The sequence below is a fragment of the Flavobacterium degerlachei genome (assembly GCF_900106645.1).
Classification (GTDB): domain Bacteria; phylum Bacteroidota; class Bacteroidia; order Flavobacteriales; family Flavobacteriaceae; genus Flavobacterium; species Flavobacterium degerlachei.
Map to the genome: position 1 here is coordinate 45,939 of NZ_FNMV01000015.1, position 15,249 is coordinate 61,187.

Sequence of the window (15,249 nt, forward strand, 5' to 3'; positions counted from 1 at the left end):
AATTATCTCAAAAATTTATCAATTATATAAACGAATTGTAACAAAGTGATATACGAAACACTCACCAGCATCAAAGTTCTTGCTGCTTTAGCAGTTCTCAATTTGTATAGTTGTACCGCATAAAACAACATCCAAAGTCCTAGTAAAAAAACCAGTACCGCAGCAATAGGTGATATGAATAATTTTCCTGTATATCCTAAAGAAGGCAATAAAGAAGCAATAATCAACCAAACGGTATATAAAATAACCTGTAGCGCAGTTCCCTTATCCTTCTTTCCCGTAGGAAGCATGAAAAATCCTGCTCTTTCGTAATCTTCATATAAAAACCAGCCAATAGCCCAAAAGTGAGGAAATTGCCAGAAAAACTGAATCAAAAACAAAGTCCCTGCCTCAATTCCAAAATCGCCTGTTGCAGCAACCCAACCTAACATAAACGGGATTGCCCCTGGAAAAGCACCCACAAAAACAGACAACGAAGTCATCGTTTTTAATGGAGTATAAACACTTGTATATAAAAATATAGAAATAGCACCAAACATTGCTGTTTTGGGGTTAATCATATAAAGCAAACCAATTCCTATTATTGTCAACAAGCTAGCAATTAGCAAGGCAACTGTTGGTGACATTCTACCGGCCGGAACAGGTCGGTTTTTAGTTCTGTTCATCAAAGCGTCTAAATCTTTTTCAATCACTTGATTAAAAGCATTAGAAGCTCCCACCATACAGTAACCACCAATGGCAAGCATTATCAAAACAGACCATTGAAAAGGATGTTCATCATCAAAACCCAGAAAATATCCCGCAATAGAGGAAAATAAAACACTGATAGCCAGCCCCGCCTTCGTGATTTCTTTAAAATCCAAAAAAATCGATTTAAGGGAAAATGTATTTGACGTAGTATTCAATGCGGTTTTCATTAGATTTTATAAAACTGCTGCAAAGGTACACATTACATAGAGAAATTAGATTGTAGAAATTAGATTTTTTTTAACTAATCTCATTAGAAAAACACAAAGCCTATGATTACAAATATTAGAACTAATTTATAATTATAGGCCATTGGATTTTAAAGCAATATATTAATAATCAAAATACCAATTAAAAATATCAGCTCTCAATCCTAAAGTAAACCAATTAGTACTTTGGTTAAAAGTAGTTGCGGTATTCACCGTAGGGTCAAAACTCCTGTAAATATAACTTCCGAAAAACTTTAGATTAGTGGCAGGATTCACCAAATAACCTCCTTGAATATCAGCAACAAACACAGCAGTTTTATTACCCTGCCCTACTTTTACACCTGAATCAAAAGGTCTCTTTTCATCATAATCCTTATATATATTCCCACCATAGTTAAAACTATCTTCGGTAGTGTCAAAATCTAGACCGCGAGTACCTGCTGTTATTTTTGCATCAGCAAAATACCTTCCCTTATGATATCGAGCAATTGCAATAAACTCCTTGAAGTTTCCTCCCCACTGATGTCCTATACTCTGATTATTGTGACCATAATTAGTAATAGGCACACTATGTGAATACACATAAGGTCGTACATGATTGTATTCTAACTGTAATAATAAATTATCAACATGAAATGCATTGAAATACTTTACACCCAACTGATATCCATATTTATTTTTCCAACTGTTATCGCCACTTTTGATATCTCCAAGAGAAAACTCATCCAAAAGAAATTGCCCATACAAATTCACCTGATTGCTCCATTTATATTTATAAGAGAAACCTAACAATGCATTTCCAGTTCTCGCTGACGAAGCAAACTCAACAGATCTATAAAAAATAATTGGATTTATAAAACTAGCGTCAAATCCTCTATCGTTAGTATTTGTCCAAATTACAGATTCAAACAAACCAATATTCAACCTGTTTGAAACATTCCAACTTAAATAATGGTTCGCCATAAACTTTGTGGCATAGGTTCTTTCAAGTGTAACATCTGGACGTACATCCTTTAACCACATATAAGTATTCGTGTATTTTATTTTCCAAAAATTGGTGTTAATTTTAAAATACGGATACGGACTCGCTCCATCACTTTCTAATAAAGAACGATATCCATCACCTATAAAATTTCTCCCATACCCTAATTGCACATCAATATGCTTGCTTGGCGCAAAAGTTATATTGGCTTCCGCCAAAGGAAAATCATACGAATCTGATTTAAAGTTTTTAGCTATCCCTATCCCCGGAATAATTGCCGGGTTACCACCTGCTGGCTCAATAGATTCAGCATATTGATTGAAATAATCTGCAAAACGCCCCTGACTTTCAAAAACCGTAGTTGTGAAGTTAAGGTTATCCCCTAAGCCTCCACGAAAATTAAGTGCACGTGTATTGACATAAGTATAAGACACATCACTATGAGACGCTTTACCAACTTGTAAATCCAAAATTGGGTTTAAAGTTAACCAATAACCCTCCCCTTGAATTTCGACCGCATTCTCATTCCATAATTTTCGAGCCCACCAGCCTGATACATTTTTCTTAAGTTTATCATTTGCTGCTTTAATATCATAATATTTTGCAACCTCTAAATAGGTATATGGTTTTGAAGCGGTATGATTATTACTACCTACTTGATTTAAAGCTCCGTCAAACTGAGCATAATAACTATGTGAAAAAGGAATATTCAAATGACTTTCAAACTCAGGATTATTAAATTTTTTATAGACAATGCTATCCAGTTCCGTCAGCTGCTTTGTAGTGTTTTGTAAAACATCAGCACGCACTAACGCTTCTGCAGCCATTGTTTCTGCATTTTTTAATGGTATTGCAATCGTGATATTGAATTTTGAATACGTTGGTTTTCCATTATAAGTAGACGGAATGATTTTTGGAAATTTAGCAAAAACTCTTTTCGCCTCCTGTATTAACTCCTCGTCGACAGCATTTACGTAAATCACTTTAAAAATTCCATTGCTATCCACTTCAAAAAGTACTATTATATTTCCAGAAAAATTATTTTGAATCAGGTTTTCTGGCATTACAAAATTTTGAAAAACAAAGTCTTGAACTTTATTATAAAAACAGTTTTCCAATTCCGTAGATTCTAAATTTTCACATTTAGGAAAAACTGGAAATCGCTCGGGAGCTGAATTCAATTGAGATGAATTATTATTCCCAGTTTGAGAATATGCGAAGAAAGAAAAAAATGATATTAATAAAACTAAGAAACCTTTTGTCATGTTACTTTTTGATTGAAAATTTAGTATCCTGATTGTGTGCTTTCGCCATTAGCAATTGCTTTTGCTCCGGATGTCCCTATTCTTTTTACGCCTAATCGAATCATCCCCAAAGCCTCCTCATAAGTCCGTACGCCACCAGCTGCTTTTATAGGGAGTGGCGATGCGTTTTCTAACATTAATATTATAGACGAAACTGTCGCTCCATTAGGAAGGTCATTTTCAGTTTTAAAAAAACCTGTTGACGATTTTACAAAAACGGAATTAAAATATTCTTCTTTAAAATTAGAAACCACCACATTCTTTATCAGAGCTGATAGTTGTATAATTTGCTTGTCATCTAAAGCCGCAACTTCAATAATCCACTTCACCACTTTATTATTATCAAGTCCTAATTGCGTGCATTTCAGAATTTCTTCCTTTACCAAATCAACATTTCCTTCCTTGAACGCTTCGTAATTGCAAACAAAATCTAAATCATCAGCTCCGTCTTGAATTGCGTCCATCGCTTCATTAAGCTTAGCTTCAACTCCCGACTTCCCTTCCGGAAAATCAATTACAGTACCTATTTGTACATTCGAATCAGCAGCTGTAATCATCTTTCTGGCTATAGAAACCATATCTGGCCGAATCATAATAAGCTTAAAATTCTCATCAATTGCTTCCTGTATGAATTTTTCAACAACAAGAACATTATGGCTTTCACTTAGTCCAGCCTGACTTGCCGTTTTTAAATAGGTCGAATCTAAATATTGTTTAATGTTCATTGTTTTCTTATTTCCCGATTATGATTCCTGATGGTTCACAAAAATACATATTTAATCGGCATTAGTTTTATAGAGACTTGCACTTTAACCAACAAAATTTTTGATCAGCAAAGTTAATAAAAGACCAAATTAGTTATTAAATAATAAATGAAAGTAAACACTCCCTGCCCATAACAAAAAATCCCGCCGAAGCGGGATTTTAATTTATTTTATTTTTTATCTAACCGTCGTATTTTATAATACATAACGATCGATAAAACTGCTAAAGTTGCTCCTGAAATATTAGCTGCAACGTCAAGCGCATCTTCCTTTCTTGTAGTTGTATACAAGCCTTGTAAAACTTCAATTGCTATTCCAAAAAAAACTGAAAGCATAAATGCAATCATTAATGGCATAAATATTTTTTTATCCGTGGTATGGCTTATTAAAAACAAAAACCAAAGTGAGGTAAATACAAAGTGAAAAAACGCATGAATGAATTTATCAAGATTCTCAATGTTTACAACAGGGAGACTCTCCGATTGAACTAGACAAAGGGTAAAAACAATTGCCGTCCATATTACCGCTGCCAAAAAAAATAATTTTTTAAGCACCAATCAATTCTTTGTAGGCTTCACTTGTAAGTAACGAATCATAATCCGCAACATCTGAAACTTTAATTTTTATCATCCAACCAGCACCATAAGGATCTGAATTTACCGCTTCTGGAGTACTTTCAAGAGCATCGTTAAATTCTATAATTTCTCCCGCTAATGGTAGAAACAAATCAGAAACTGTTTTTACTGCCTCAACTGTACCAAAAACCTCATCTTTTTCTAGAGTTTGGTCTAAAGTTTCTACTTCAACATAAACGATATCCCCTAATTCTTTTTGAGCAAAATGGGTAATCCCTACCGTTGCAACATCACCTTCAAGGCTAATCCATTCGTGATCTTTCGTGTACTTTAAATTTGTAGGTATATTCATAATAAATACTAATTGATAATTGATAATTGAATTATTGTTCCGCAAATGTAACAATCTTCTATTCAAATATAGTTTAGATTCTAAATTTTAATTCCCAAAATTATAACGAAGCGTAAATCCGGAACGAATGTTAGTTAGAGGGAATGAAGTTGATATTACTGCTTTGGAAAATGAATGGTCATAATAGAATATTGCAGTAAGGTTTTTACTGAAAGAATAATCAGCCGTCAATTTCAAAGACCAAATATTTTGCCCACCCGCCAATTGATTATTATCGTAATCTAAATATCGCACTACAGTTTGATTATTACGATACGAAAAATCAGCTTTCATATTGATATCCCCTTTGATTATACCAGTAGGATTATCAGCCAGGCGTGAAGAAAAAATCACATCCTTAAAGCGGTATCCAAGTCCTACAACATATTCAATTCCTTTTACTTCTGTCAATAAGTTATTATCAAAACTCATAGATAATGCTCTGTCTTTTTTGATCTCAGTAAGTACTTTTAACGAACTTTTCAATTCAAAATCCATTCTGATTAGCGGACTAAATTGCTCCACTAAATTGATATTAGACATAATGGTCTTATTATAAAAGTTCCCACTATCATCAACTCCGTCAGGAGTATTATCATAATCAAAATTCGATCGATATTGATTGATCGTATAAGAAGCCCTATAATTATGTTGCAAAGAAAATCTTTTGAAATTCTTTTTAAACAAATCGTATCGCATTAATCCGTTATATTTCACCGCCCAATTAGGAATTGGAAAACTTCTAAAAATCCCCAGCGAAACACCTGAGGCATCGCTACCGGAATAAGCCGCAAGAAATGCTGGCAGCAATACTGCCTGATTGTTTTTACCATAACCTAAAGGATAGCCTTCATCATCAATATTTGCAGGATTAGTAACATCAATACCTCTTTCTGTGGCTAATCTTGTAGCCACTATAAGCCTATTAGACCTGAAGTCATCAAAAGCAGCTGATGAATTTTCATCGCTAGCTGAAAAAGCAGTCTTGATTAATACTGTCGAAATTGAAAAAAGACCATATGTATAAGGTGAACGTGAATTGTATTGACCATCAAAAATGTCATACTGTTCTGAGTAATTCTTTGAATAAGATCTATCTGAAGTCAAATCAATTTTTAAGTCAGGAAACAAATCTACATTTGCAGTCGCTTTAAGCATCCTATTGGTCACTTGCGAGAAATTTTGATTAAAGTCCTGATAATTGGTAAGCCATCCGTTTTTAGCTGCTTCATACCTTACATCATCTTGACTTCCAAAAATAAATCCTAACGAAGGTCTCGAAGAGCCTAGAAACCCTACGCTTGGCGTATATCCTGGCAAAACTGTTCCACTATTCTCAGTATAATTAATTTGAATATTTTTTACACTGGTTAAAACCCCCATCAATCCATCAACAAATTCATTGTCTTTGGCCTGTGGCTTCGCGGCAGTATTCACTACTTTCTCACCAGGTTTTGGTGCTGTTGCTCTAGGTTTTGGTGCTGCGTTCTTTCCCTTTGGTGAAATCCCTAAATATTTATACAACATGTCCATATTGAAACTTGAATTCAAACTATTAGAACGTGCATTCTGAACAGTATTCCCTAAATTGTAAGCAGTTCCTTCAATCTCTATTTGAGATAAAGCATTTGAAGTACGTTGCCAGCTATAGTCTCCGGTATAAGAATAATTTGCTTTAATAAAACTGAATACCGGAATTTTGTTAATTGGAATTTCATAATTCACTACCAACTGTTGCATGTGTTGGTTAGGGTCTCCAATATCCCAATAACTATCCCATATTGAAAAACTGTCAATTGGTTCGTTATCCTCATTCAAATAATTCTTAACTATGTTGCTTGACGAAGCCGTATAACTCAGTTTTAATGCTTTTGTTAGATTATAATTAAAACCATACTGGTAATTAAATGAAAAATTCCTTCTATATAAAGGATCAAGCCCAATACCTTGAACATCTACCTGTCTGAATTGTTGACGATTAAACTGTCTATTAATATTTGAATTAAAGGAAATATTCGAAGGCAGATAGTTAAAATTAAAATCACTTAGTAATTTCCAATAGTCGCTCTTCTTCATGAACTCCATTTTCTTAAAAGGCTCAACTGACTTAGGTTGAAAACTAAATGCATAATCAACAGATGAATTTGCTTGTTGGTCTAAATACTCTTCAATTTCAAAATCATGTCGCTCCACTTTATTGTAGGATTGAGAAAAAGTGAAGTTCTCCGGATCATAAACGTGTTGTTTTTGCTCTGGACTTCTCTGTTTTCTAACACCTATAAAATTGATACTTGTACGTTTTGTATAATCGATAGCTCTGTTAGTGATATTATCTTTCAATTCAGAGTCAGTGGTATTGTCTAACAACTGTTTTAGTTTGATATCTTGGTTAAAAGGATCGTATTCAGGAGTTATCGTTTCTTCGCCAACAGCATAATTAAAAGGCAAATTAATACCCCACTTGATAGGTAACATTTTTCCAAGGTTCACATTGGTTACAATGTTATATTGTTGAATATCTTCACGACTTCTTTCATTAGGTCCTTGTTCCAATGAACCAAAACCAATCGTACTTTTCTTTCCTGTGGCTGAAATTGTAGCAAAATCAGCAAGATTCGAATCTACGTTTAAGACAGCTGCCATACCACCCTGATTATCCATATCAGCCAAACGAAGTTCATTGAACCAAACCTCTCCTTTGATATCCTGATGCGTTTCATTACTTTTTACACCCACCATCAATGTACGAACTAATCCAAAATTAGGATTTCCTTTGATCCCTAGCCTTAATTTATTTGATTTGCTGGCCAGCGAAGCATCGAGTTCATCTTCGTTTTGATAATAAATTCCATCCAAAGGCAAGGTGCTTAAGTCAACACTCATGGATTGAATTTTTAACTGAGTCAATAACGCCAGTGACAAATCAATTTCATTGGCTTCTGGCCAAACTAATTCAGCACTCAAAGCAGAACAATCAGCTCCAGATGATGTGGGTATTGTCACTTTCAATGGAATTTCTATTTGGTAAAAATTCTGAGTAAAGTCATTTCCAAAACGAATAAAACCTACCATTTGGTCATCCCTAAGAACGATTTCATTAGGCAAAGATTCGGCATGCAAAAACATTTTTAATTTCTTGAATTGACGCATGTCAATACTTACATTTTTAAAAACCGCTCTTGAATCTTCGGGCTCCAACCCATCTCCTGAAACTCTTAGAGATAGCGCTTGTTCATTTTGATTAATAAGCGTATTGTTATTATATAATTGTTCTCTTTGTACTCCTGGAGGCACTACATAATTCACTGGACATCTATCACCATTCTCTTGAACATTTACAGCCAATACATCTAAATCAGTATTGTCGTCTAGTACATTTGTATCATTAAAATCTAGTGTATTTGTATATCTTCTCCATTCTCCTCTCACTAAATCCAAAGCACCAAAACGAACTGTCACCTCTTCATTAAAGCCTGTCATAAACATTCTCATAAAACGGATCGATCTAAAATCAGATATATTTCCAATTGTGTTTTCTGGCTGTGAAACTGGAATTTTAAACTGAATCCATCTTGAATCAGTAACTTCTCCGTTAGCTAATGTTACTTGCGTATTTCTTATGTCAGTAATATAATTTTGGCCAACCGTCATGTTTGGCTGAACGTCAATGCTATATTCATAATAAGCATTGATTGTATTCATTGTATTATCCCTATTGATATCTTCTACATCTGGTACGGTAGATGATCCTCTGTTAGGATTGCTAATATCAACAGCCGAGTTTCCATCAACTCCATTGTAGTTTTTATATCGTTCTAAAATGCTACCAGAAGTATTCAAATAATAAGTATAATCATCCCCCGCCGGATCTGGATCAGAGGCAAAATTATTGTACACAGCACCTTCATTGACATTAGCCAAACCATCTAAACCAATATCTTGATTGGTTCGATTGTTTGCATTAGCATCAAATGCATAAATTAAAGATTGTGAAGCTGGAACATCACCCCATATTGGTCTTGGATTTACCAATATTTGGTCTGGCCCAAGTCCGTTTTCATATTGCTTTCTTCCGTCTTTCAAAACATCTTCGGATATCTCCCCAAGATTGAAATAGATTTTACCCGTATTGCTTGGAAGAATTTTTCCTACTCCCTCATATGGATCTAAAACCCAAAACTGGATATATTCAACGTTACCTTGCTCAAAATTTGTTGAGTTTAGCGATCGCATAATTCCTCCAAAATTCTCTGCAGGATAAGCTTTAAAATTAGCATTGTTATTATACGGTCCTCTATCTGATGGGTAGTAACTCAAGTCTAAGGTATTTATTACCTGTGACTGTCCTTGAGCAATATCTGTTAGAGGGTACAATTCTTCACTATATATACGTCTTGTACTGTTGAATGACAAATCATCATTTGTAATTCCAGGAGGTTTTTGGGTATAAAAAACAGGGTCGATAGAATACCAAGCCAATTTTGCTCTTTTAAAACCATAACTCAAATCATTTGAACTAGCGTTAAAATCATACGTGCTTCGAACATTCCTATCTGGTGTTGAAGATAGACTCCAAGCATAGGCTGAACGCATATCGATAGTAGATTGTGACCCTTCAAAATCATCAACATAAATAGTTGATTCTCCCTCGAACTGATCAGCTTTTGGCGAATCTGGCTTTAAAAAAGCAATTTCCCCCCTTACAGAAAGGTTTGAAGGTACATCCGTATCTAAGTTGGGTAATTTATTTACTAATCGAGTCAAAAAAGGAACTTCAGTAGAAAAATTAGTATTGAATCCAAAAATTGTATTGTTAACAGATTCCTGACCAAAACTTGATTTCTGGGTGAATGGTTTTTCGGTCATTTTGAGATAGGTACCTCCAATCAAAAAATTATCTGAAATTTTATGTTCCACGTTTACTCCCATAAATTGTCTGGTTTGCTGACCAAATATGGAATTGTTTTCCAATGAAACATTAATTGGTGTATTAGAAGCCTGTAGCGACGGATCTAAAATTTGTACTCTTCCCAATTGATAATTCACGCTATAGTCAATCCCTTCTACTAAAACTCTTCCTGCCGCCGTAACAACAACAGAGCCTTGAGGAACATTGAATGCCCCAATTGGAATTCCATCATCTCCTGATGATTTATATCGTCCCCTTAAAAGGAATTTATTCTTATCACTATCCTGCAATGCCCCTGATTGAGTATTGCGGTACATATTTCTGAATACATACTTCTTTTGATTTGCATTATAAGTAGCTTCATCATCATAATTTTCACCGCTTCCAGTATTTGAAAGTTTAGAAAATAGCAACTCTCCAAACGGCTCCTTAGTTGTGAATATTACGCGACCATTTTGAGAATCAATAGTAATACCTTGCATAAAGTCAAAAAAACCATCACCACCAGTTTGTGGGTCATTATTGTAATTCAGTTTATCTAAATTAAAGACCTTAAGTAAGGGAGTTTCTGCAACTTTATTTTCCGCCGATGGACTCGGTGGAAACGGACTACCTTCAACCGCTGTAATATAGTTTAAAGGTGAAGGGTCACTATAAAGAATATTAAACCTGAAATCTTCTTGCTTAACCTGATAAGCACCTTGTATTTGATAAATATTTTTCATCATCAAATTCCAAACAGGGTTTTTGACATTCGTCAAATTGCTTTTTAACATTTTCAAAATCAAACTTTGGGTGATAATTGCTTGCGAAGCGTCTGTTCCAGTTACAACCGTTGCATCTACGCCATCACTCCCAAACTCTCCAACCTGATACACTTTATCTCCAATTGTATATTGGTACGCAACAGCCAAAATCTCATCATTAGCTAATCTTTGCTGCAATGAAATATACCCTAATTGCGCATTAAAGGTATATTCATTTGTTGTCAATTTCCTTGCGTTTTCTAATTTGGAATAATCCTGACCTTCGCTAACAGAAACATTAAAACCAGAACTTGCTGTTACAATTTCACGAATGTTTTTGTTCAACAAACCAGTTCCAGTAGCAATCTGTGCCGGATCAAAGTCATTATTTGAATTATCCGAAGGGGAATTAAAAGGATTATTAAAAATTCCAGTCGAAGGATCTAAGACAACGATTTCATTATCGTTTATTGGATTGCCATTAGAGTCGGTCAATTGACCTTCCCCTAAATCTTGAAGCGCAATTATATTTCTTAAATTGTTAGAGTTAGTACTAACGCGTGTCTGCTTATTGGTAACCCAAATTTCAAGTCTTGTTATTTGGACTCTACTATCGATAAAAGGGTAATTTTTAAGTGAAGCATCGTATTTGTTCCTGAAGTATTGAGATAAGAAAAAATGCCTGTCATTATCATAATCCAAAGCAAACATTTCAAAATCCTCAATTTTCCCACCGCCTTGTGCAACGACACTTTTGGTCTGAGATTTTTGTTCTGAGAAAACACCCGTAACGGTAGTTTTTCCAAATTGCAATTGAGTTTTCACTCCAAATAAACTTTGTGCTCCACGAATCAATGAGCTATTTAGAGGCATACTAACATTTCCCACTTCAATTTTTTGGACAATATCATCTTCTGAAGGGGTATATTCTAATTTCATTAAGTTCTGAAAAGCAAATGTTGACTGGGTATCGTAGTTGGCATTTACATTCAGTCTCGTACCCACTTTCCCCATTAAGCTCATACTAATCCTTTGGTTAAAATCAAAAGATAGATTAGATCTATTTCTTGGAGAAAAAGACGGGTTGTCTTGTTTTGTGTAACGTAGTCCCAAATCCATTTCTACAGATCCAGTAGGCTTAACATCTATGGTATTGCTACCAAAAATGGATTCAAAAAGATTTGAATTTATATAGTATTTAGGCAGTAAATCTTTTTTTGCTTCTTCACTACCTTCTTTTTTTCCATCAATAGCGTCGCTTTTCTTCTTGAAATAATCTCTCATGGATTCTTTCAAAACTAAGCTTTCATACTCTTTTGGAGTCAGGATAATAGGGTAATTAATCGAAAATCCATCAACAGAATTGGTATAAATATACCTATCCGTAACAGGATCATAGCTATAAGCCGAGAGGATACTTTGAGGGTCCTTTATTTTGACTTTTCCTAAAGAAAAACCTGTTTTTACTGTATCTTGGGGCTCTTCATTTACCTGTGCATACGATACAAAACCACAAAATAAAACCAACAATAAAATACAAATTTTACGCATACAATTCGTGCTTCTAAGTTTATTTTATAAGTTTTTTAAAGCTTTTTTAATAATTGCTTCTACGGAAGCTTCTGGGTCTTCTTTCACGATTTTTTCGACAAGTTTTTCTGAAGTTTTTCTAACAAAACCTAAGACCTCCAATGCAGATAACGCTTCATCTCTATTAGTATTGTTTTGTGACATCGAAACTTCATCTAAATCGTACAATTTAAGCACTTTCTCCTTCAAATCAAGTATTACTCTTTGTGCCGTTTTACTTCCGATTCCCTTTATCGATTGTATAGTAACCACGTCTCCAGATGCAATCGCATTTGTAATTTGTTTAGGATCTAATGAAGACAACATTGTTCTGGCGATATTAGCACCAATTCCTGAAACTGACAACAACAATTTAAAAATCTCCCTTTCTGATTTCTCTACAAACCCAAATAACGTGTGTGCATCTTCTTTGATTTGAAGATGGGTAAATAGTTTAATAAAATCAGCATTAGGAAGCAATGAATAGGTATGTAAGGAAATATTTACATGATATCCCACACCTCCACAATCAATAATGACCTCTGTTGGTGTTTTTTCAACTAATTTTCCTTGTAAATGTGCAATCATATATTTACTGTATATCTCGTTTTGCAATAAAAATAAAAAAAAGTTCTTTGCAAATGCAAAGAACTTTTTTTAAATTCAATTTATCTTTTTTTCTTCTGTTTTTCTTGAGCATCAATAACAGCAATAGTTGCCATATTAACCATTTCTTCTACACTAGCTCCTAACTGGAATATATGGACAGGTTTCCCCATTCCTAACATAATTGGTCCAATTGAATCTACCTTATTTAATTCTTTTAACAACTTATAAGTTATGTTAGCCGAATCAAGATTAGGAAAAATTAAAGTATTCACTTTTTTACCTGCTAATTTAGAGAACGGAAATTTTTCCTTCAACATCTCTTGGTTCAAAGCAAAATCAGCCTGAACTTCCCCATCTATAATCATATCTGGATGATGCTCATGCAAATAAGCAACTGCTTCTCTCACTTTAGAAGCATTTTCATCCGTCGAGGAACCAAAATTAGAAAATGATACCATGGCTATCACAGGCTCCACACCAAACATTCTAGCTGTTTTAGCAGTCATAATGGCTATTTTGGCTAATTCAAGAGCTGTAGGGTTAATGTTAATGGCTGTATCAGACAAAAACATTGGTCCTCTTGCAGTCATCATCATATTTGTAGTAGCTACTATCGAAGCCCCAGGAGCTTTAGGAATAAGCTGTAACATAGGCTTCACTACAGAAGAGTAACTCCTGCTGTACCCAGTAACTAATCCATCTGCTTCTCCTTCATTGACCATCATTGCCGCGAAATAATTTCTTTCTCGCATTAACTTCTGAGCATCTAACAACGATATTCCGCGTCTCTTTCTGGCTTCCCAGTATATATTTGCAAACCTATTTCTTCTGTCGTTTTCTTCGTCAATTTTGGTATCAATAATTGGAACTTCGGTCTCAAACCCAAGCTCTTTTTTCAATTCCAAAATAATTTCCATGTTCCCAAGTAATATTGGTAAACAAGTACCTTCTTCAAGAACAATTTGAGCTGCTTTTAGCACATCTAAATGATCTGCTTCTGCAAAAATGATTCTTTTCGGATCCATTTTGGCTCTGTTGGTAACCAAACGAACCATTTTATTATCGTTCCCTAATCGGTCATAAAGTTCCTCTTCATATTTATTCCAATCTGTAATAGGATTTAATGCCACTCCAGAATCCATGGCTGCTTTTGCTACTGCAGGTGCAACGACGGTAATCAACCTAGGGTCGAATGGAGAAGGAATAATATAGTCGCGACCAAAGATAAGTTTGGTAGCACCATAAGCGATATTTACTTGTTCCGGCACGTGTTCTTTAGCTAAAGCTGCAAGAGCACGAACAGCAGCCATTTTCATAGCCTCGTTAATTTTGGTAGCACGAACATCTAATGCACCACGAAATATATATGGAAACCCAAGAACATTGTTGACTTGATTAGGATAATCTGACCTTCCTGTAGCCATAATAATATCATCTCTCGTAGCTATTGCTAAATGATAATCAATTTCTGGAACTGGATTCGCCATTGCAAAAACAATAGGATTATCAGCCATTGAAAGCAGCATTTCAGCAGAAAGAACATTTCCGGCAGAAAGTCCTAGAAAAACATCAGCATTTATTATAGCTTCTCCTAATGTAGTCTCTTTTTTACCAATGGAATATCTTTGTTGTAGTGCAGATAAATCAGTTCTATCTTCTGAAAGAACGCCGTCTTTATCAAACATTGTTATATTAGCAGGGTTAACTCCTAATAAAACATACAAATTGGCACAAGCCAATGCAGCAGAACCTGCCCCTGAAACAATTACTTTCGCATTTTGAATTTCTTTATCAGCTAATTCAAGTGCGTTTAACAAAGCTGCTGATGAAATGATAGCGGTTCCATGTTGATCATCATGCATCACAGGAATATCTAACTCCTCAACCAACCTTCTTTCAATTTCAAATGATTCTGGAGCTTTGATATCTTCTAAATTTATACCTCCAAATGTTGGGGCAATCGCTTTTACAGTATCAATAAATTTGTCAATATCCTTAAGGTCTATTTCAATATCAAAAACATCAATGTCTGCGAAAATTTTAAACAACAGTGCTTTCCCTTCCATTACAGGTTTTGATGCTTCAGGACCTATATCTCCTAGTCCTAAAACTGCTGTTCCGTTAGTTATAACAGCTACTAAATTCCCTTTAGCAGTATATTTATAAACATTATTTACATCTTTTGCGATTTCCAAACAAGGCTCAGCTACGCCTGGAGTGTATGCCAAAGACAGGTCTCTTTGTGTTGCATATTTCTTAGTAGGAACAACTTGTATCTTTCCTGGAGTTGGTTTTGCATGATATAATAACGCTTCTCTTCTCTTGCTATTCTTGTTCATTTATTTGGATTTTGTCTAGCCTACAAAGATATAAGACTTGGTTTAAAAAGTAGGCTTTTATACTATTCTTTTACAAAAAAACCTCTTATACAAAAAAAATAGCTG

Annotated in this window: 8 protein-coding genes; all 8 read right to left on the bottom strand. The window is 34.6% G+C overall.

The features are described from left to right. Positions 1-2: 2 nt before the first annotated feature. Positions 3-905, bottom strand: coding sequence for a heme o synthase (gene cyoE / locus BLV91_RS14300; protein ID WP_175514020.1), 903 nt, complete (start codon positions 903-905; stop codon positions 3-5). Positions 906-1,079: 174 nt separating this feature from the next. Next, complete coding sequence (locus tag BLV91_RS14305; RefSeq protein WP_091434476.1) at positions 1,080-3,203, bottom strand: gliding motility protein RemB; 2,124 nt, start codon at positions 3,201-3,203, stop codon at positions 1,080-1,082. Positions 3,204-3,223: 20 nt separating this feature from the next. Continuing rightward, positions 3,224-3,967, bottom strand: a complete 744-nt coding sequence (deoC, locus tag BLV91_RS14310; protein WP_091434478.1) for a deoxyribose-phosphate aldolase — start codon at positions 3,965-3,967, stop codon at positions 3,224-3,226. Positions 3,968-4,176: 209 nt separating this feature from the next. Next, positions 4,177-4,539, bottom strand: a complete 363-nt coding sequence (locus tag BLV91_RS14315) for a VanZ family protein (protein WP_245709714.1) — start codon at positions 4,537-4,539, stop codon at positions 4,177-4,179. 13 nt (positions 4,540-4,552) lie between these two features. Continuing rightward, the gene (gene gcvH, locus BLV91_RS14320) at positions 4,553-4,933 is read right to left on the bottom strand and encodes a glycine cleavage system protein GcvH (protein WP_091434549.1); all 381 of its coding nucleotides are present in this window, start codon (positions 4,931-4,933) and stop codon (positions 4,553-4,555) included. Between the two features lie 87 nt (positions 4,934-5,020). Further along, on the bottom strand, positions 5,021-12,178 hold the full coding sequence (gene sov / locus BLV91_RS14325; RefSeq protein ID WP_091434479.1) for a T9SS outer membrane translocon Sov/SprA: 7,158 nt from the start codon (positions 12,176-12,178) through the stop codon (positions 5,021-5,023). Positions 12,179-12,202: 24 nt separating this feature from the next. Beyond that, the gene (gene ruvA / locus BLV91_RS14330) at positions 12,203-12,784 is read right to left on the bottom strand and encodes a Holliday junction branch migration protein RuvA (RefSeq protein WP_091434481.1); all 582 of its coding nucleotides are present in this window, start codon (positions 12,782-12,784) and stop codon (positions 12,203-12,205) included. 80 nt (positions 12,785-12,864) lie between these two features. Beyond that, positions 12,865-15,144, bottom strand: coding sequence for an NADP-dependent malic enzyme (locus BLV91_RS14335; RefSeq protein ID WP_091434482.1), 2,280 nt, complete (start codon positions 15,142-15,144; stop codon positions 12,865-12,867). Positions 15,145-15,249: the final 105 nt, after the last annotated feature.